General features: G+C 66.0%; 26 protein-coding genes and 1 tRNA gene. 17 read left to right on the top strand and 10 right to left on the bottom strand.

The window, feature by feature from the left end; genetic code table 11:
• Nucleotides 1–56 precede the first annotated feature (56 nt).
• Nucleotides 57–1,040 carry a dihydroxyacetone kinase subunit DhaK gene (dhaK, locus tag JQ573_RS18830; protein ID WP_212314074.1) on the top strand — a complete coding sequence of 328 codons (984 nt, stop codon included), beginning with the start codon at nt 57–59 and terminating at the stop codon, nt 1,038–1,040.
• A gap of 185 nt (nt 1,041–1,225) precedes the next feature.
• Here the strand turns inward: dhaK and JQ573_RS18825 are convergent.
• Nucleotides 1,226–1,310: transfer RNA gene (locus JQ573_RS18825), tRNA-Leu, on the bottom strand.
• A 159-nt stretch (nt 1,311–1,469) separates the two neighbouring features.
• Between JQ573_RS18825 and JQ573_RS18820 the strand changes: the two genes are divergently transcribed.
• A complete protein-coding gene (locus JQ573_RS18820; protein WP_249131923.1) occupies nt 1,470–2,042 on the top strand; it encodes a disulfide bond formation protein B in 573 nt (190 codons plus the stop codon).
• Between the two features lie 37 nt (nt 2,043–2,079).
• Here the strand turns inward: JQ573_RS18820 and JQ573_RS18815 are convergent, their stop codons facing one another.
• A complete protein-coding gene (locus JQ573_RS18815) occupies nt 2,080–2,541 on the bottom strand; it encodes a hypothetical protein (protein ID WP_212314377.1) in 462 nt (153 codons plus the stop codon).
• On the opposite strand from JQ573_RS18815, the gene JQ573_RS18810 reads away from it, so the two are divergent.
• From JQ573_RS18810 to JQ573_RS18795, 4 genes are all read left to right on the top strand, one after another.
• Complete coding sequence (locus JQ573_RS18810) at nt 2,540–2,809, top strand: hypothetical protein (RefSeq protein ID WP_212314072.1); 270 nt, start codon at nt 2,540–2,542, stop codon at nt 2,807–2,809. The genes JQ573_RS18815 and JQ573_RS18810 overlap by 2 nt on opposite strands.
• Nucleotides 2,802–3,098, top strand: coding sequence for a hypothetical protein (locus JQ573_RS18805; protein ID WP_212314071.1), 297 nt, complete (start codon nt 2,802–2,804; stop codon nt 3,096–3,098). Before JQ573_RS18810 ends, JQ573_RS18805 begins: the two co-directional genes overlap by 8 nt.
• Nucleotides 3,099–3,135: 37 nt before the next feature.
• Nucleotides 3,136–3,420: a DUF1488 family protein gene (locus JQ573_RS18800; protein ID WP_092123564.1), complete on the top strand. Its 285-nt coding sequence runs from the start codon at nt 3,136–3,138 to the stop codon at nt 3,418–3,420.
• A 98-nt stretch (nt 3,421–3,518) separates the two neighbouring features.
• A complete protein-coding gene (locus JQ573_RS18795; protein WP_212314070.1) occupies nt 3,519–3,899 on the top strand; it encodes a hypothetical protein in 381 nt (126 codons plus the stop codon).
• 272 nt (nt 3,900–4,171) lie between these two features.
• On the opposite strand, the gene JQ573_RS18790 is transcribed toward JQ573_RS18795, so the two are convergent.
• Nucleotides 4,172–5,257, bottom strand: a complete 1,086-nt coding sequence (locus JQ573_RS18790; protein ID WP_409334653.1) for an AbrB family transcriptional regulator — start codon at nt 5,255–5,257, stop codon at nt 4,172–4,174.
• A 134-nt stretch (nt 5,258–5,391) separates the two neighbouring features.
• Complete coding sequence (locus JQ573_RS18785) at nt 5,392–5,664, bottom strand: PsiF family protein (RefSeq protein ID WP_212314068.1); 273 nt, start codon at nt 5,662–5,664, stop codon at nt 5,392–5,394.
• 207 nt (nt 5,665–5,871) lie between these two features.
• Between JQ573_RS18785 and JQ573_RS18780 the strand changes: the two genes are divergently transcribed.
• Nucleotides 5,872–6,363, top strand: coding sequence for a hypothetical protein (locus tag JQ573_RS18780; RefSeq protein ID WP_212314066.1), 492 nt, complete (start codon nt 5,872–5,874; stop codon nt 6,361–6,363).
• Between the two features lie 64 nt (nt 6,364–6,427).
• Here the strand turns inward: JQ573_RS18780 and JQ573_RS18775 are convergent, their stop codons facing one another.
• Entirely contained in the window at nt 6,428–6,985 is a 558-nt protein-coding gene (locus tag JQ573_RS18775) for a TetR/AcrR family transcriptional regulator (RefSeq protein ID WP_212314064.1), read from the bottom strand.
• Between the two features lie 93 nt (nt 6,986–7,078).
• Between JQ573_RS18775 and JQ573_RS18770 the strand changes: the two genes are divergently transcribed.
• From JQ573_RS18770 to JQ573_RS18745, 6 genes are all read left to right on the top strand, one after another.
• Nucleotides 7,079–7,513, top strand: coding sequence for a thioesterase family protein (locus JQ573_RS18770; RefSeq protein WP_212314063.1), 435 nt, complete (start codon nt 7,079–7,081; stop codon nt 7,511–7,513).
• 5 nt (nt 7,514–7,518) lie between these two features.
• Entirely contained in the window at nt 7,519–7,998 is a 480-nt protein-coding gene (locus JQ573_RS18765) for a PaaI family thioesterase (RefSeq protein WP_212314061.1), read from the top strand.
• A 236-nt stretch (nt 7,999–8,234) separates the two neighbouring features.
• Nucleotides 8,235–8,621 carry a CidA/LrgA family protein gene (locus JQ573_RS18760; protein WP_212314060.1) on the top strand — a complete coding sequence of 129 codons (387 nt, stop codon included), beginning with the start codon at nt 8,235–8,237 and terminating at the stop codon, nt 8,619–8,621.
• Entirely contained in the window at nt 8,618–9,340 is a 723-nt protein-coding gene (locus JQ573_RS18755) for an LrgB family protein (RefSeq protein ID WP_212314057.1), read from the top strand. The genes JQ573_RS18760 and JQ573_RS18755 overlap by 4 nt, the downstream gene beginning before the upstream one ends.
• Nucleotides 9,341–9,434: 94 nt before the next feature.
• Nucleotides 9,435–10,214 carry a sulfite exporter TauE/SafE family protein gene (locus JQ573_RS18750; protein WP_212314352.1) on the top strand — a complete coding sequence of 260 codons (780 nt, stop codon included), beginning with the start codon at nt 9,435–9,437 and terminating at the stop codon, nt 10,212–10,214.
• A 36-nt stretch (nt 10,215–10,250) separates the two neighbouring features.
• Nucleotides 10,251–10,928 carry a DsbA family protein gene (locus tag JQ573_RS18745; protein WP_212314055.1) on the top strand — a complete coding sequence of 226 codons (678 nt, stop codon included), beginning with the start codon at nt 10,251–10,253 and terminating at the stop codon, nt 10,926–10,928.
• 16 nt (nt 10,929–10,944) lie between these two features.
• Here JQ573_RS18745 and JQ573_RS18740 read toward each other — a convergent pair whose 3' ends face one another.
• The gene (locus JQ573_RS18740) at nt 10,945–11,547 is read right to left on the bottom strand and encodes an ABATE domain-containing protein (RefSeq protein ID WP_212314053.1); all 603 of its coding nucleotides are present in this window, start codon (nt 11,545–11,547) and stop codon (nt 10,945–10,947) included.
• Between the two features lie 113 nt (nt 11,548–11,660).
• On the opposite strand from JQ573_RS18740, the gene JQ573_RS18735 reads away from it, so the two are divergent.
• Entirely contained in the window at nt 11,661–12,299 is a 639-nt protein-coding gene (locus JQ573_RS18735; RefSeq protein ID WP_212314051.1) for an AzlC family ABC transporter permease, read from the top strand.
• On the top strand, nt 12,292–12,606 hold the full coding sequence (locus tag JQ573_RS18730) for an AzlD domain-containing protein (protein ID WP_212314050.1): 315 nt from the start codon (nt 12,292–12,294) through the stop codon (nt 12,604–12,606). Before JQ573_RS18735 ends, JQ573_RS18730 begins: the two co-directional genes overlap by 8 nt.
• A 9-nt stretch (nt 12,607–12,615) precedes the next feature.
• Here the strand turns inward: JQ573_RS18730 and JQ573_RS18725 are convergent, their stop codons facing one another.
• Nucleotides 12,616–12,822, bottom strand: coding sequence for a hypothetical protein (locus tag JQ573_RS18725; RefSeq protein WP_176533628.1), 207 nt, complete (start codon nt 12,820–12,822; stop codon nt 12,616–12,618).
• Between the two features lie 63 nt (nt 12,823–12,885).
• On the bottom strand, nt 12,886–13,773 hold the full coding sequence (locus tag JQ573_RS18720; RefSeq protein WP_212314048.1) for a LysR family transcriptional regulator: 888 nt from the start codon (nt 13,771–13,773) through the stop codon (nt 12,886–12,888).
• A 120-nt stretch (nt 13,774–13,893) separates the two neighbouring features.
• On the opposite strand from JQ573_RS18720, the gene JQ573_RS18715 reads away from it, so the two are divergent.
• Nucleotides 13,894–14,634 carry an SDR family oxidoreductase gene (locus JQ573_RS18715; protein ID WP_212314046.1) on the top strand — a complete coding sequence of 247 codons (741 nt, stop codon included), beginning with the start codon at nt 13,894–13,896 and terminating at the stop codon, nt 14,632–14,634.
• Nucleotides 14,635–14,690: 56 nt separating this feature from the next.
• On the top strand, nt 14,691–15,590 hold the full coding sequence (locus JQ573_RS18710; protein ID WP_212314043.1) for an SDR family oxidoreductase: 900 nt from the start codon (nt 14,691–14,693) through the stop codon (nt 15,588–15,590).
• Between the two features lie 219 nt (nt 15,591–15,809).
• Here JQ573_RS18710 and JQ573_RS18705 read toward each other — a convergent pair whose 3' ends face one another.
• Nucleotides 15,810–16,892, bottom strand: a complete 1,083-nt coding sequence (locus JQ573_RS18705; RefSeq protein WP_212314041.1) for a phospholipase — start codon at nt 16,890–16,892, stop codon at nt 15,810–15,812.
• Nucleotides 16,893–16,914: 22 nt separating this feature from the next.
• Complete coding sequence (locus tag JQ573_RS18700; RefSeq protein WP_212314039.1) at nt 16,915–17,886, bottom strand: S1C family serine protease; 972 nt, start codon at nt 17,884–17,886, stop codon at nt 16,915–16,917.
• Between the last annotated feature and the right edge of the window lie 44 nt (nt 17,887–17,930).

The raw sequence follows: 17,930 nt of genomic DNA, 5'->3' as shown, positions 1-17,930 counted from the left end.
TGGAGCTTCGTTCCGATTGATCGGAACGAAGCTTTGGACGAAGCGGGGAGGAGACCATGAAGAAGTTCATCAATGCCGTCGACAATGTGCTCGGCGAAAGCCTCGACGGCTTTGCCGCTGCGCATGCCGATCTGGTCGTGCTGGGCGCCGAGCGCAAATTCGTGCGTCGCCGCGAGTTGAACGGCAAGAAGGTCGCGCTGGTCTCGGGCGGCGGCAGCGGGCATGAGCCGCTGCATGCCGGTTTCGTCGGCTACGGCATGCTCGATGCGGCCTGTCCCGGACAGGTGTTCACCTCGCCAACGCCGGACCAGATCGTCGAAGCCGCGCATGCAGTCGCGGGCGATGCCGGCGTGCTGTTCATCGTCAAGAACTATGCGGGCGACCGCATGAACTTCGAGATGGCGGCCGAGATCGCCGAAGGCCGCACCGCCACCATCGTGACCGACGACGATGTCGCGGTGGAGAAATCGACCTACAGCATCGGCCGCCGCGGCGTCGCCGGCACATTGATCGTCGAGAAGATCGTCGGCGCCGCCGCCGAGAAGGGCGCCGATCTCAAGACCTGCGTGGCGCTCGGCGAGCGTGTCAACGCGCGGACGCGTTCGATGGGCGTGGCGCTGACCAGCTGCACGGTCCCGGCCGCGGGCACGCCGACCTTCACGCTCGGCGAGGACGAGATGGAGATGGGCGTCGGCATCCACGGCGAGCCGGGCCGTCGCCGCGTCAAGCTCGCGGAGGCCGACGCGATCGCATCGGAAATGACGACCGCCATTGCGGACGATCTCGCAGCGCCCGCCGGCTCCGAGGCGCTGCTGCTGGTCAACGGCTTCGGCGGCACACCAACGATCGAGCTCTATCTGATGTACAACGCCGCGCGCCGCATGCTCGAGCAGCGCGGCTTGCGCATCGCGCGCTCGCTGGTGGGCAGCTACGTCACCTCGCTGGATATGGCCGGCTGCTCGCTGACCGTGAGCCTGCTCGATGCCGAGACGTCGGCGCTGTGGGACGCCCCGGTGCGCACGGCCGCATTGAAATGGTGATCGCCGCTGCTGTCGGCCGCAGGTATGTCGGCGCAGCTCAAAAGGACTGATATTGGAATCCGCGGGCCCATACCCGAAATGAGGCCGTCCGTCTTCGCTCTCGCGTCGCTCGAGCTTCGCCGGACACGCTTCGCCCTTGCAGTCTTGGCGCGGCTGCGCCACGCGAAGCCCGCAAGGGCGAAGCGTGGTGCCCCTGGCCGGAATCGAACCAGCACTCCTTGCGGAACTCGATTTTGAGTCGAGCGCGTCTACCAGTTCCGCCACAGGGGCATTCGCGGTGGTCCAGACCGAGACGGGCCCAGGGTCGCGAAGCGCGGCGGACTATAGCGGGCGGCCCGTCACGGTCAACCCGCGCGGATGTGATTGTCCCGCGCCTCGACAGCGGTATTTTCACGCGATACGACCCGGGCTGAGCATGGAGCAGGGGCCATGACCCTGCCGAACGATGCTCGCAGGAGGACTGCCGTGACGCTCGCCACCGCCCATCCGTCGGATGCTTCCGCCAGCGGCAATCCGGCGCTGACCTCGGCCCTGGCGATTGCCGTGATCGCGGCGGCGACGCTGGCCGGCGCCTGGTTCTTCCAGCTGGTGCTGGAGATCATGCCCTGTCCGCTCTGCCTCGAGCAGCGCTATGCCTATTACCTCGCGGTCCCGCTCGGCGCCGTGGTGGCGCTCGCGGCCGCCCGTCGCGCGGCGCGTCCGGTGCTGATCGCGGGCCTTGTGATCCTCGGCCTCGCCGCGCTCGCCAATGCCGGGCTCGGCGCCTATCACGCCGGGGTCGAATGGGGGTTTTGGCAGGGACCGACCGACTGCACCGGCCCGATGGTGGATTTCGGCAAGGCCGGCTCGCTGCTGGATCAGCTCGACAAGGTGAAGGTGGTCCGCTGCGACGAGGTGCAGTGGCGCTTCCTCGGCATCTCGCTTGCCGGCTACAACGTGCTGATCTCGCTGCTGATGGCCGCGGTCGCCGGCTGGGGCGTGGCGAAGGCAGCCAAGGTCTGACTGAGTGGGCTGATTTACAGGCCTTGTCTCAATCGATCTATTTCTTCTTCCCCGGCGTGAAGCTCGGCTGTCCGCCCTTCAGGCTGGGAGCCGCGGCGATCACCTTGATCTTCTCCTTCTTGGGCTTCTTGACCTCGCGGTTGCCGTGTCGCTCGCCTTTGGACATGTCGGTCTCCCTCTGTTTATCGAGATCATCGACTCGGTCAGAGCCTGCTTCCGGAGCAGTCCCGAACGTCGACGTGGATTTGCTTTGCCGGAAGTGATGGTGATCGACCGTAGGCCGATCGCACCCGAATAGCGAGCGCCAAAGCGGTTTGCGGCGCCCTGCGGCAACAACGCGCAGCATGCTGTGAGGAGCGGTCTTTGCCCCTCGTTCGGCGAGAAAGCCAGGAACACCAGGAAAACCAACAAGAAAGCATTGGCTATTGCCGCCGAAGCGGCGCATGCTGCCAACGGGGCCACGCACCGGCGCAAGGCGTTTCGCAAAAGGCTGGCCCATGACCATGCGCTCCCGACGTGAAGTCGTCACCTTCCAGCATCCATTCCGGATCAGAGGCATCGATCGTGAATTGCCCGCAGGCGCCTATGAGGTCATTACCGACGAAGAGGCGATCGAAGGGCTCTCGTTCGCGGTGTTCCGCCGTGTCGCCACGATGATCATCGTCCCGGCACAAGGCTCGCGCGGATTGACGACGGAGATGGTGTCGATCGGCTCGGTCGATCTGGCGGACGCCCAGCGTATCGACGCGAGCGCATCCAATGGCTGACGAACCGCTCGACCTCGATCGCCGTCGCGGTATGGCAGCCCAGAAAGCCACCGATATCCGCCGTGCGCTGGCGGAAATCGAGACCCATGCGAGGGATCTGCGCGAACGGCAGGTCTCGCTCGAAACCGGACTGCTGGCGGTACCCGCGACGTCGTGGCCGGAGGTGGCCGCCAAGGCGCGCTACGTTCTGAACCTGTACGCCGCGAGCCTGCCGCCGGAGGATACAAGGCATCGCGATCTGGTCACGGCAATTCTCGAGGACTTTGTCCGGCTCACCGAGCCGCGATGAACCAGAACCACTTCGCGGCTTTGAAGGAGCTGGTCACATGACGCTTACCCAGGGTCGCTTCATCAGCTACGAATACGACCGGATGGTCGTGCTGTTTTCGATGCATGACGACGAGAAGGAGATCCATTGCGCGATCTCGACCTCCGCCATGGATGAATTGGAAGGCGGGGCGCTCGGGCGCGCGGGCCACCGCGAGACTCAATTCATGCGGCTGCGCGAGCGCATCGAGGCCTGCGCCGATGGCAAGTACCAGGCGAAGGAGTTCGAGGGGGCGCCGCCCCGGATCATCCTGCGCAGCATCGATTTCCGGAAGCCAAGGTAGAGGATTCCCTGTGCGAAGGTCCTGACGCGCGTGTCAGGTGTTACAAGGTGGAGGCTATCCCGCCGTCACCGTTCCGATCATGCGCGACAGACGAGCTCATGCTGATCATCGTGCACCGCGTCCCCGTCGAGTTGTTGCTGTTGGCCAATGAGACGTTGTTGCGCCTCAAGAGCCGACGCAATCTCGTCGCCACGCTGATGAGCGAGCAGCGCCCGAGATATACCATCTCCGAAATCCATGGTGCGAGCAGCCGGCTGACCGCGCTATGGCGCGCAGTGGCCAGAGAGCGGCTCGAGGAATGGAGCGAAGCACAGCCCGATTCGGTCTATGCCCGGATCACCGGGCCGTTGTGGCACGCTGCAGCCGTCGCGAAACTGCAAATGGACCGGGACGAGGAGCTATGGTTCGATCCCGGCGAACTGACAGCGTTGGCGCGATCGTTTCGCGATCAGCCGGAGCAGTCGACGGCCGAGGCATGATCGGGATTGGAACTGCAGGGTAGGTAGAGCCAACGGGTCCGCGCAAAGCGCGGCCCGATGACAGGCTCAGCGAAACCCACCACGCTGCCACGGTTAAGGTCCGTCCGCCTCTCAATCCGTCATGCTGAGGAGGCCGCGCTTGCGGCCGTCTCGAAGCATGCACGGCCCACCAGCCGGGCCGTTCATCCTTCGAGGCTCGCCCCGCTCGCACCTCCAGCGAAAAAGGCGAAGCCTTTGCGCGGGGGTGACGGAATTAGCAGGTGAGCCTTGGCCTAATCGTCGACGTCGTCCTGCGGCCGTCCGAACAGATGGATGATGCCCGGCGTCGAGATGGTGACGAACAGGAAGCGCGACAGATGATGCGCGCCGACGAAGATCGGGTCGATGTGCAGCGTCAGCGCCAGCGCCAGCATCGCGTCCATCGCGCCGGGCGCGAAGGCGACCACGACGTCGGCAAGCCGCACATGGGTGGTGAAGCCGATCACCGCGACGAACACGGCGGAGATTGCGATCGCGATCGCGAATGAGCCGAGCCCGGCATTGACGTGGCTCAGCAGGGTCGAGGTCTTCATCCGCGCAAACCGGGTGCCGATCAGCGCGCCGATGCCAACCAGCGCGATGTTGCGCAGCCAGGGCGGCAGGCCGCCATCGACCAGGCCTGAGCCGTGCAGCAGGCTGGAGGCGAGCATCGCGCCGAACATCCAGCTGGCGGGGAATTTGATCCAGCGCAGCAGCAGCGAGACGCCGATCGATCCGGCGACCAGGGCGAGGAGGCCGAACGGCGAGGCGACCGTCGTCGGCAATGGCGGCGGCGCCGCGTGAGTCACGCCGGTCAGCGCCAGCACCAGCGGCAGGGCCGCGGTCAGGATGATGACGCGCATGGTCTGCACCACGGCGATCGCCGCGACGTCGGCGCCTTTTTCCGCGGCGAGGATCGTGATCTGCGAGAGCGCGCCCGGGCTGCCGGCGAGGAAGGCCGAGGTCTGGTCCCAACCATGGATGCGCTGCAGATAGACGCTCGAGCCGAAGGTCGAGCAGAACGTCGCCAGCGCCAGCAGGGCGATGGTGAGCGGATAGGAGCTCATATGCTGCAGCAATTGCTGCGACATCAGCGAGCCCAGCGAGATGCCGAGCAGCAGCAGCACCGATTGCGTCAGCACCGGCGGCACCGCGAGCGGCCGTCCAGCCAATGCTGCGATCGCGACCGCGCACATCGCACCCGAGATCAGACCGCCCGGCAATCCCGCCCATAAAAACAGCAGGCCGCCGCCGGCGCCGATGACGAGAGTCTCGAGCCCGTTCAGAACTATGCTGCGGTCGGGAATGGCGGTCGCCATCGAAGCGCGGATCAGGGTCACGCCGCCTTATGGCAAATTCGCAACCACGGGACAATTGCATCTCGTGATTGCAGCATTGCGCCCCGGCTCGCCCGACGCACAGGTTTTCACCCTCCCCGGCGGGGAGGGTGAAGGATGTCAGATACGTCTACGCGTTACTTCGCGGCCGGCGCGGCGGCGGCACCGCCCGCCTTCTTGCACTCGGAGCGGAATTTCTTGCGCTCCTTGCCGTGCAGGCCCTTGGCGTCGGCCTCCTTCGAGCATTCCAGCGACTCGGCGGTGCGCGGCTTGGCTTCCTTGGCCATCTTGCCGTCGGCCTTCGGAGCGGCCTCCTTGGCGGCGGGGGCGGCGGTTTGCGCGAAAGCTCCGCCCATCAGCAGCAGGGAGGCAAGGGCGGTTGCGGTCGCGAGCGCGGAAATCTTCTTCATGGGGCACCTCGTGAGGGAAGGAGCCGAAACGTTGCGCGGCGATCATGAACCGTGGATGAATATGCGGTGGTCCAGCCGCCACAATATTTTAACGGCCAAGGGCGTCCGCACGTTGTCGCAAGTCGGGGTTGCGCTAGGATAATGGTCTTACGCCAATGCCCCCCAGGGGAAACCCCACGGGAAACCAGGGATGACGGGAGACCAGGGATGACCATTCAGACCAGATTGTTGTGTGTGATTGCGGTGTCGGGCTTTGCAGCCTTTGCGGCGAGCGCGCCGGCGCAGGCCCTGACCGCGCAGGAATGCAGCGCCAAGTACCAGGCGGCCAAGACGGCCGGCACCCTCAGCGGCCAGAAGTGGAATGATTTCCGCAAGGCGCAATGCGGCGCCGACGCGACCCCGGCCGCGACGCCCGCCGCTCCACCGCCCGCTGCCGCCGCGCCTGCTCCGGCCGCGCCGAAGGAAGCCAAGCGGGAAGCCGCTCCCGCCGCGGCACCGGCCGCACCGGCAGGGCCCGCCGTGTTTCCGAACGCGGTCGATCCCAAATACGCCAAGGAGTCCGAAGGCAAGCAGCGCATGCACACCTGCGTTGACCAGTACAATGCCAACAAGACCACGGGCGGCAATGGCGGCCTGAAGTGGATCCAGAAGGGCGGCGGCTATTACAGCGAGTGCAACAAGCGCCTGAAGGGCGCCTGAGCCGGCTGAAGCGAGTTTGACGGGCGGCCGGCGTAAGTCGGCCGCTTTTCTTTCGGCTGAAGCGCTACGGGCTTTCCGTGAGCAGCTTGTCCGCCGATTGCACCAGCAGTTGCGCGCGCTTGCGCGGGCCGTGTTCGAGAAACAAGAGGCTCTGGCCGAAGATGAAGCAGTAGAACAGGAAGGCCTGCGCATCGGCTTCGTCGGCCGGGAGCCCGGTGGCGCGATAGAGCTGGCCGACATTCTTCAGCCGCGCGGCATCGACGCTCGCGGCGGCGGTGGCCGCGGCTTCGTCGGTGCGCGCCCATTGCCGGATCGCGAGCTCCACCGCCATCGCCTCGGTGTTCATGCGCTCCGAATAGAGCGTGATGATCGCCTTCAGCCGCTCACGCGCGCTGGCGCCGTCGAGCGCGGTCTGCTTCTCGATCGCGGCGATGCGGCCGTCGCGCCAGCGCGTCAGCATCGCCTCGAGCAGCGCGGCGCGATCCCTGAAGCGGCGGTAGAAGCCGCCCTTGGTGACGCCCAGATTCTTCGCCAGCACCTCGACCCGCACGCCGTCGACGCCGGTATGCGCGAGTTCGGCAAAGCCGGCCGCGACCCAGACGTCGCCCTTGCTTTCAGTCATGTGATCTCCGCGGAGCGGTCACGATACGGTGCCGTATTGCTAGCCCGCTTCGTGCCTGATACGCTACCGTATCGGAACGCAAAGGAGGGAAGCATGGAGGGCGAGGCGACCTATCGCGGCACGGTCTATCCCTGGCATTGCGACCACATCGGCCACATGAACGTCATGTGGTATGTCGGCAAGTTCGACGAAGCGAGCTGGAATATGTTCGCGCGGCTCGGGCTGACGCCGAGCTATCTGCGCGAGTCCGGCCGCGGCATGGCCGCCGTGCAGCAGAACATCTCCTACCAGCGCGAACTGCTTGCCGGCGACCTCGTCGAGGTCAAGAGCCGGCTGGTCGAGTTCCGCGACAGGTCGGTCCGCATCCTGCATGAGATGCGCAACGCGGAGACCGGCGACATCGCCGCGACCTGCGAGATCGCGGCCGTGCATATCGATCGCGCCGCGCGCAAATCGGCGCCGTTCGCGCCGGCGATCCGCTACGCCGCGATGCCGCACCTCGTGCCGTCAGAACCCGTGACTGCGTGACCGCCATGCCCCGCTTTGAGCCGAAGAATCCCGACTTCCGCGCGGTTGCCACCGCCACATTCGCGCGCCAGCGCGCAATGCAGACGCTTGGTATCTCGATCGCGCGCATGGAGCCGGGCGAGGTCGATCTCGCGATGCCCTATGCGCCGGAGTTCTGCCAGCAGAACGGATTCGTGCATGCCGGAATCATCACCGCGGGGCTCGACAATGCCTGCGGGATCGCCGCCTTCACGCTGATGCCCGAAGGCTCCGACATCCTCACGGTGGAGTTCAAGACTAACCTGCTGGCGCCGGCCCGCGGCGAGCGGTTCGTGTTCCGCGGCGTCGTGGTCAAGCCAGGCCGCACGCTGACGGTCTGCGATGGCCGCGCCTATGCGGTGCAGGACGGCATCGAGACGCTGGTCGCGACCATGAGCGGCACGCTGATGGCGCTGGCGCGGTGGGCGTCGCCAACGACGAGCGGAGCTTTATCCCCGTCACCCTGAGGTGCGAGCGGAGCGAGCCTCGAAGGGTCGACGGCCCCCGCTCTCGCCAGCGGAGAAGCAATGCGCGGAAACATCTGGGCCGTGCATCCTTCGAGGCGCGCAAGCGCGCGCACCTCAGGATGACGGGCCTGTGAAGTCGGCGTGCCTAGTATCTGCGCATCCTCCTGAGATCGCCGCATTGACAACCTTTCCCCACACCGACCTGATACGCGGATGCTTCGCGTGAGCGCCTTGTCATGATCGCCAGCCTCAGCCTGATCCTGCTCTGTCAGTTGGTCGGCGAGGTTGCCGTGCGGGCGCTGGCCGTGCCGGTGCCGGGACCGGTGGTCGGGCTGGTGCTGCTGCTGTTGCTGCTTCTGGCGCGCGACCGCTTTCCGGTGCTCGCGCGCGGGCCGCTCGGCAATGACGGGGTCGAGAGCGCGAGCCGCGGCATGCTTGCCAATCTTTCGCTGCTGTTCATTCCGGCCGGCGTCGGCGTGGTGCAGAAGCTCGACCTGCTCGCCGAGCACGGCATCGCGATCCTGGTGATCCTCGCGGTCTCGGTCATCGTCACGCTGCTGGCGACGGTCGCGACCTTCGTCGCGGCGACCAGTATGTTTGCGCGCGAGGAGGAGAACCCGTGAGCGACAATCCGTTTTCGCTCTGGGTCTATCTCTCGCAGTCGCCGCTGCTCTGGCTGACGGTGACGCTATTGACCTATGCCGCGACCGATGCGGTGTCGTTGAAGACAAGGCGTCATCCGCTCGCCAATCCCGTGCTGCATTCGCTGTGGATCATCGGCGCGTTCCTGCTGCTGACCGGGACCTCCTACACCACCTATTTTGCCGGGGCGCAGTTCGTGCACTTCCTGCTCGGGCCGGCGACGGTGGCACTCGCGGTGCCGCTCTACGAGAACCGCAGGCGGGTCGCGGCCGCGGTCCTGCCGATGCTGGTCGCGCTCGCGGTCGGCTCGCTCACCGCGATCGTCTCGGTGGTGCTGCTGGCGCGGGCCTTCGGCCTGCCGCGTGACATCATCCTGTCGCTGGCGCCCAAATCAGTCACGGCCGGGGTCGCGATGGGCATCAGCGAGTCCCTGCATGCCGATCCCTCGCTGACGGCGGTCTCCGTGATCCTCACCGGCATCATGGGGGCGATCATCGTCACGCCCTTGATGAACTTCACCGGCATCACCGACTTCCGTGGCCGCGGCTTTGCCGCGGGCATCGCCGCCCATGGCATCGGCACCGCGCGCGCCTTCCAGGTCGACGAGGTCGCAGGCGTCTTCGCCGGGATCGCGATGAGCCTGAATGCGCTGGTCACCTCGCTGCTGGTGCCGCTGGCCGTGACTTATCTGCTGCGCTGACATTCGGCTGCAGGGCAGTTTTGTGCTATTGCTATGGCGCCACGCAGCAAATCCTTCTAGGGTTGCGGCCTCAAACGCGAGTCTGTTCCCCTTGATCTTCTCCGCAACTCAGAGCGTGCTTGGGCTGGCATCCGGCATGCTGGTCGGTTTTTCGCTGGGCCTGGTCGGCGGCGGCGGGTCGATCCTTGCCGTGCCGCTGATGGTCTATGTGGTCGGGGTGCCCCAGCCGCATGTCGCGATCGGCACCTCGGCGATTGCGGTCGCCGCCAACGCCGCGATCAACCTCTCCAACCACGCCCGCGGCGGCACCGTGATCTGGTCCTGCGCACTGGTGTTCGCGCTGTCAGGCATGTTCGGCGCTTTCGGCGGCTCGATCCTCGGCAAGATGCTGGACGGGCAGAAGCTGCTGGCGCTGTTCTCGATCGTGATGCTGGTGATCGCGGGCCTGATGCTGAAGACCCGCGCGCGGGTCGGGCTGACCGACGTCAAGATCTCGATGGCCAACACGCCCGCGATCGTAGGTCTCGGGCTTGTGACGGGAACCATGTCCGGCTTCTTCGGCATCGGCGGCGGCTTCCTGATCGTGCCGGCCTTGATGCTGGCGACCGGGATGCCGATCATGAACGCGGTCAGTTCGTCGCTGGTGGCGGTTACCGCCTTCGGCGTGACCACGGCCTTGAGCTATGCGTGGTCCGGGCTGGTGTCGTGGGGCCTGGCGGGGCTATTCGTCGCCGGCGGCATCGCGGGCGGCCTGCTGGGCACACGGAGCGCCCGGCACCTGTCGGAACGGCGCGGCGCCCTCAATATCGTGTTTGCGACTGTGATTATCGTCGTGGCGATCTATATGCTGCTGCGTAACATCAATGTGTCCTGAACGTAGAAGGGCGAGGAGCCCTTCCGGAAACGAGCTATGAACCATCTGACGAAATCACCCCTCGACAACGCAGGCGCCACCCGCCGCGGCGCGCTCGGCTTCATCAGTGCCGGCATTGCGCTGCTGGCCGCCAGAGGCGCGCGCGCCGAGGACGACAATGTCCTGACCGAGGAACAGGTGCTGCGCGATCCGGATATTCCGGTGATTGGCAATCCCAAGGGCGACATCACGATCGTCGAATGGTTCGACTACAACTGCCCGTATTGCCGCAAGCTCGCGCCGGAGCTCCGCCAGGTGGTGCAGGACGACGGCAAGGTTCGCCTGGTGCTGAAGGATTGGCCGATCCTCGGGCCGGTGTCGAAGGTCGCGGCGCGGATGGCGCTGGCGGCGAAGTACCAGGACAAGTTCGAAGCCGCGCATGAGGCGATGATTTCGGTCAATTCGCGCATTACCGAGCCACGCATTGCCGAGCTGCTGTCGGGCGCCGGCCTCGACATGGACCGCTTGAAGAAGGATCTCGACGCCAACGCCAAGGCGATCGACGCAGTTTTGGCGCGCAACAACGAGCAGGCGCAGGCATTCGGCTTCAACGGCACGCCGTCATTCATCGTCGGCAAGTATCGCGTGCCGGGCGTGCTCAGCATCGATCAGTTCGAGCAGGTGATCGCGGACGCCCGCAAGGCCAACATGGGCCGGAAGACCGAGCAGAACTAAACCCCCTGGCGTTCACTCACGCGGAGCCCTTGCGCTTGGCATAGGCGCGCCGCGCGCGCTCGCGATTGCCGCACACTTCGCTCGAGCACCATCTGCGAGTCCGGTTCGGGCTCTCGTCGACAAAGAACCAGCCGCAGCCGTCAGCCTCGCAGCATCCGATGCGGCTCGCGTCGTCGGACGCCAGCAGGGCCGTCAGCGACCACAGCACCGGCCACAACGGCTCCGTCACGTCGGTCCCCGCCAGCGCATGGCGATAGCCTCGATCCTGCCGCACAAGGTCGGGCTGCCGGGGAGCCGCCGACAGCATCCGATTGACGAGACGGAGGTCCACGCTGCGGCCACCGCGGAGCGCGTCGGAAATCGCCCAGATGTCGCGACGCAAATCATGCGCCTTCTGCATCGCGGCCACGGCAGCGCTGCTCGCCGAATGCGCTTTCAGCTTCCTGATTGCCGCGAGCGGCAAGGTCCCGCGGCGTTCGCTCCAGGACAATAGCGCAGGGTAATCCGGGATCAGCTCCTGTGGATCGTTCGACGTCCGCCAGTCGAGCGTGTTCGCGAAGTCGAGGCAGACCCGTCCGCCGAAGAACTGTGTCGCTGCCCGCGCGGGATCCCTTGACATCACGGCCTCTCACCAAGTTTAATCTAACGGTCATGACCATTACAAGCGCCCAGCCGTCTCGACGCCTCCCAACGATGACGGCCGCCGGATTCAGGCGGGGCCTGGTTGCGGCCTTGCCGTTCCTGCTCAGCAACTGCGCCGCCGGCCTCGTGATGGGACTGACCTACAAGGGGCTTGGGCTGGGGGCGCCGCACGCGATTCTGTTCAGCCTGCTCGTCTACTCCGCCACCGCCCAGGCGATCACGCTGAGCATGTGGGCAAGCCCACTGCCGGTTGCCGCCATGGTCGTTGCCTGCATCGCCACCAATTCTCGGTACTTACTGATGGGCGCCCACCTGCGCCAGCTGTTTGGCGCATTCGCCCCCCGGAAGATCCTGCTGAGCCTGTTTCTGCTCGCGGATGCGTCGTGGCTGATGACGAGTTCGGATGCAGACCGCAACGGACCCGATGCCGGCTATCTGTTCGGATCGAGCATCCCGATGGCGATCGGCTGGGTCGGCGGCACCGCACTTGCCTATGCCGCCCCGCTCGCAACCAACGGACCGCTGAGGCTCGCCGCCGCACTGCTGCCGACGATGTTCATTGCGACCCTGCTTCCCAGCCAGTGGAAGAACGCGACGTCTCCGCGGCCGTGGCTGACCTCAGCGGTCGTCGCGCTCCTGGTCAGCCGATTCGTGGATCCGAGCTGGTCCATGCTGATCGGGGGCGGATGCGGCACCGTCGTCAGCATGATGGAGCGGACCGATGCGTGACCTGATGAAGAACCTGGACGTTCTCGGCGTGATCTTGATCCTCGGGCTGACATGCTATGCCATGCGCGCCGGTGGATACGTCCTCGCCGCGTCGATGCGCGACGACGGCATCGCCGCCCGGTTTCTCCGGCTCGCGCCCGGCAATCTGTTCATCGCATTCATCGTTGGCGGCTGCCTGTCCGGCGGGCTGGCAGGTCTCGTCGGAACGATGGTCGCGCTCGTGACGATGGCCGTCACGGCGAGGGAATGGGCCGCGTTAGGTGCCGGCTTCGGTGCGGCCTTGGCGGCGTCTACGATCGGGCTGTGACGTCAGCGGTTACTTCGACGCGATCTTGTCCCACTGCTCGCGGGTGCGCGTTTTCAGCAGGTTCCAGTCATGGGCTGCAACATCCCAATTCACGATGGTGCGGGTATCCTGCGCCACTTCGCCATTGGCGACGCTCGACGTCCGCATCGAATCGTAGACGTAGACGCCGCAAACCAGCAGCAGCGCGCCCAAAATCATGCCGAAAAACGTCCGCATCGCTCAATCCCTCCAGTGTCGGTGGAATAACGTCGCGAGGTTCGCTGTGGTTCCGGCGATCGATCAACTGCGCGCGAACACCCGCATCACATAGTCGATGAACACGCGCACGCGTGGCGACAGTTGGCGGTTGCGCGGATAGAGCAGCGATACCGGCACCGACGGCGGCGGGCATTGCTGCAGCACCGGGATCAGCGTGCCGTTGGCGAGGTCGGTTTCGGCATGGAAACGTGGCACCTGCACGAGGCCGAGGCCGAGCCTGGCGCTTGCGAGATAACTTTCGGGGCCGGTCACCGACATCGGCGCGGGCAACGGAAATTGTTTGAGCGCGCCGTCGATCACGAACTCCATCGGGCGCAAGCGGCCGGTCGTCAGCGAGCGAATCCCGATCATGCGATGGCCGTCGAGCGCGAGCGGATCGGTCGGCATGCCGAAGTGCGCAAAATAGTCCGGCGTGGCGCAGGTCAATCGCTCCAGCATCGTGACCTGCCGCGCGATCATGTCGCTGTCGGGCAATCGGCCGAAGCGCAGCACGCAGTCGACGCCTTCGCGGATCAGATCGACCCAGCGATCGCTTTCGCTCATATTGATTTCGATATCGGGATATTGGGCGAGGAAGCCCGGCAGGTTCGGCAGCAGGAAGTGCCGCGCCAGGGTGCCCTGCACTTCGAGCCGCAGCAGGCCCTTCGGCCGCGCTCCGCCGAACGCGCCCTCGGCGTCTTCGAGGTCGGCGATCAGCGATAGACAACGGCGGTAATGCGCCTCGCCGTCGAGTGTCGGGCGCACCGTGCGCGTCGTGCGCTCGAGCAGCCGCACGCCGAGCCGCGCCTCCAGCCCCTTCACCGCGTCCGTCACTGTCGAACGGGGCAAAGCGAGATCGTCGGCGGCCAGCGAAAAACTGCGCCGCTCGACCACCCGGGTGAACACGCGCATCGCGTCGAAGCGGTCCATTTATTATCCGAAAATTGCGAATAGCGATGCCGTAAGATGCATGATTATCCGGTTGATGCCAAGGCCTAGTGTCCTCCCATCGAACGCGGCCTTTGCCGCCAACCTGATGGGAGACTGAAAATGACCAACCAAACCAACAAGGTAGCTCTGGTGACGGGTGCCTCGCGCGGGATCGGTGCGGCGGTTGCCGAGCGCCTCGCCAAGGACGGCTTCACCGTCGTCATCAACTACTCCGGCGACGCCAAGCCGGGCCAGGCGGTGGCCGACCGGATCGAGGCCGCCGGCGGCCGGGCGCTGACGGCGAAGGCCGATGTCAGCGACGCCAATGCGGTGCGCGGCCTGTTCGACGCGGCGGAAGCGGCGTTCGGCGGCGTCGATGTGCTGGTCAACAATGCCGGCATCATGAAGCTCGGCAAGATTGCCGACAGCGACGATGCGGCCTTCGACCAGCAGGTCGCGGTCAACCTGAAGGGCAGCTTCAACACCATGCGCGAGGCGGCACGCCGGCTGCGCAACGGCGGACGCATCGTCAATTTCTCGACCAGCGTCGTCGGCACCAAGCTGGAGACCTACGGCATCTATGTCGCGACCAAGGCCGCGATCGAGTCATTGACCGCGATCCTGTCCAAGGAATTGCGCGGCCGCGGCATCACCGTGAATGCGGTCGCGCCCGGCCCGACCGCGACCGATCTGTTCCTCAACGGCAAGTCGGACGAACTGATCGATCGCTTCGCCAAGATGGTCCCGCTGGAGCGGCTCGGCACGCCTGACGACATCGCGAACGCCGTGTCGTTCCTCGTCGGTCCCGACGGCTCCTGGATCAACGGCCAGACCCTGCGCGCCAATGGCGGCCTGGTCTGACGTCCCAACACTTCAACCCAGCTCTCATTCAACCCGCCATCACAAGGATACGTGTCATGAAACAGGTCATCGTCATCACCGGCGCTTCCAGCGGCTTCGGCCGCCTCACCGCCAACGCGCTCGCCAGGGCCGGCCACACCGTCTACGCCTCGATGCGCCACACCACCGGCCGCAACGCCGCCGCGGTCGCCGACATCGAGGAGTTCGCCCGCGACAACAAGGTCGATCTGCGCTCGCTCGAACTCGACGTCGGCTCGCAGGCGTCGGTCGATAAAGCCATCGCCCAGATCGTCGCCGAGGAGGGCCGCCTCGACGTCGTCATCCACAATGCCGGCCACATGGTGTTCGGGCCGGCGGAGGCTTTCACGCCCGAGCAGCTTGCCGAGCTCTACGACGTCAACGTGCTCTCGACCCAGCGCGTCAATCGCGTAGCGCTGCCGCAGCTGCGCAAGCAGGGCAGGGGACTCGTGGTCTGGGTATCGAGCTCTAGCTCGGCCGGCGGCACGCCGCCCTATCTCGCGCCGTATTTCGCGGCGAAGGCCGGCATGGATGCGATGGCCGTGATCTATGCCCGCGAGCTCACGCGCTGGGGCATCGAGACCTCGATCATCGTGCCCGGCGCCTTCACCGGCGGCACCAACCACTTCGCGCATTCCGGCCGCCCCGCCGACCAGGCGCGCGTCGCAGAATATGAAGCCGGTCCCTATGCTGGCTTCGGCGAAGAGATCATGAAGGCGTTTTCGGCGATCGTGCCCGAGGATGCCGACGCCGGCTCGGTTGCCGACGCGATCGTCAACGTCGTCGACACGCCGTTCGGCAAGCGGCCGTTCCGCGTCCATATCGATCCGACCCAGGATGGTGCCGAGGTCGCCTTCGGCGTGATCGACCGCGTCCGCAACGAGATGCTGCACCGGGTCGGCCTCTCCGACCTCCTCAAGCCGCGGGTGAATGAGTAGTTCGGCACGCGCTCTGTCCACGTCAACGATAAGGATAGTGCCACGCGCATCATCCGTCCCCGTCATCCTGAGGTGCGAGCCTTGCGGCGCACTTGCGCCGCTGGGCGAGCCTCGAAGGGTGCACGGCCTCGATGCAGCCGCGGGGCCGTCGACCCTTCGAGACGCGCTTCGCGCTCCTCAGGGTGACGGGGAGAGAAGTCCCTGTGACGGGGGCATACTTCAAGTGCCGTCAGTTCGTTCACCGTTCAGCCACCGAAAAATCTCCGCATTGATCTCGCGCGGATAGGTGTGGCTGAGATCGTCGATCTCGCGATAGATCACCCTGGCGCCGGCAGCCGACAGCAAGCCTTGCGTCTGCCGCGCGGTCTGCACCGGGAACATCCAGTCGAGCCGGCCATGGGTGATGAAGATCGGCAAACCGCGCAGCCGCTCGGCATCGGCCATCTCGGCCATCAGCGGATGGAAAGTCGCGGCCACCGGCGCCAGATGCGTGAAGCGCGAGGCGCCGTCGAGCCCGCTCACATAGCTGAACGTGCCGCCGTCGCTCATGCCGGTCAGCAGCATGCGGGTTTCGTCGATGCGCCAGCGCGCGCGCACCTGGTCGATGATGCGGTTGAGGTTCGGCGTATCGGTGTCGTCGCCCATCAGCGCCCAGGTCTGGCCGGTTGCAGTCGGCGCCACCAGGATGGCGCCGCGGCTGCGCGCATCGCGCAACCAGCTCCACAGGAAACCGCGGCCGTTGCCGCTGCCGCCATGCAGCGCCATCACCAGCGGCCAGGTGCGATCAGGCGTGTAATACTCAGGCACATACATCGAGAAGCCGCCGCGGCTGCCCGGTTCGTTGCGCTCGTGGAAGATGCCGGTGTCGGAGTTGGGCGCCGCCGCGAGCTTCGCCTGCAGGTCGGCGTCCTCGCGCAAGTCGGGCGCGATAAAGAAGCCGCTGACCGGGGGCAGCTCGGTCAGCGGATAGAGCGCCTCCTGTGCGCGCGGCAGATAGCGCAGCGCGCGGAACACGCTGACCAGATCGCCTTCGCCATTCTGCACCGCGCGCAGGCCCGCATAGCCGGCCAGTGCCGGTTCGATCGCAGCTTCCAGTGCGGTCTGGATGTGCGCGAATTTCTCCGGCCAATCGGCAAGCCGCGGCCGCACCGCCTGCAGGGCCTTCTCGGGCTCGCCCGCGATCTGCATCACGCGATCGAAGTCCGGTGGGTTGAGGTTGCGCGCGACAAAGGACAGCGATTCCAGCGTCTGCAACAGCGGCGGCAGCACGGCCACGATGTCGTCAACCACGGCCTCGCTCATCGTGCTGCCTCTTTTCTGTCTCTTAATGCAGCCGCGGCGCCTTCAACAGCTTCATGCGGTCGATCGAGGTCAGCGTCACGTCGAAGGTGACGCCCTCGTGGTAGATGGTCAACGGCACGTCGACGCCGGCCGCGCCGAGCGACCAGAGCTTGCGGTAGAAGCCGGTCTGGCTCGTCACCTTGTCGCCGTCGACCGCGAGGACCACGTCCCCGGTCTTCAATTCGGCGCGCGCCGCCGGTCCCTTGCTGGCGACGCCGACCACCACGAGGCGGTTGTCGATCTCGGTCGTGTACATGCCGAGCCACGGCCGCGCCGGCCTGTCGACGCGGCCGAATTTGCGCAGGTCGCCGAGCACCGGATTGAGCAGATCGATCGGCACGATCATGTTGACATGCTCGGCGCGGCCCGAGCGTTCGCGTTCGAGCTGCAGCGAGCCGATGCCGATCAGCTCGCCGGCATTGTTGATCAGTCCGGTGCCGCCCCAGTTCGGATGCGACGGATAGGTGAAGATCGCCTCGTCGAGCAGATATTCCCAGTAGCCGGCGAACTCCTGCTTCGCCGCGATCTGGCTCGCGACCGAGCGCGTGCGGCCGCCGGCGCCGCCGAGTACGACATTGTCGCCGACCTGCGTCGCCGCCGACGAGCCGATCGGCAGCGGCTTGATGTCGAGCTGTCCCAGCGCCTGCACCAGGCCGAAGCCGGATTCGAAATCGAAGCCGAGTGCGTGGCCCTCGACCGCGCGGCCGTCGCCGAGATGCAGCCACACCGTGGCGGCTTCGGTGATCAGATAACCGATCGTCAGCACCAGCCCGTCGTCGATCAAGACGCCGTTGCCGGCGCGCTCGGTGCCGAGCGTCTCGGCGCTGAAGGCGTCAGGCGGAATGATCGAATGCAGCCCGATCACGCTCGTCAGCGCACGATCGAGGTCGTAGCGGTAATCTTCGGGGCGGGGCTGAAAGGCCGCCGGCACTTTCCATTCGGTGGTGGAGGGCATCAAGGATCTCCTGGCGTGCAGGGCGCTGGAACCTCATGGTAGTC

Source organism: Bradyrhizobium sp. AUGA SZCCT0105 (assembly GCF_018129565.1).
Lineage (GTDB): Bacteria > Pseudomonadota > Alphaproteobacteria > Rhizobiales > Xanthobacteraceae > Bradyrhizobium.
This window is presented reverse-complemented; position numbering and strand designations above follow the sequence as displayed.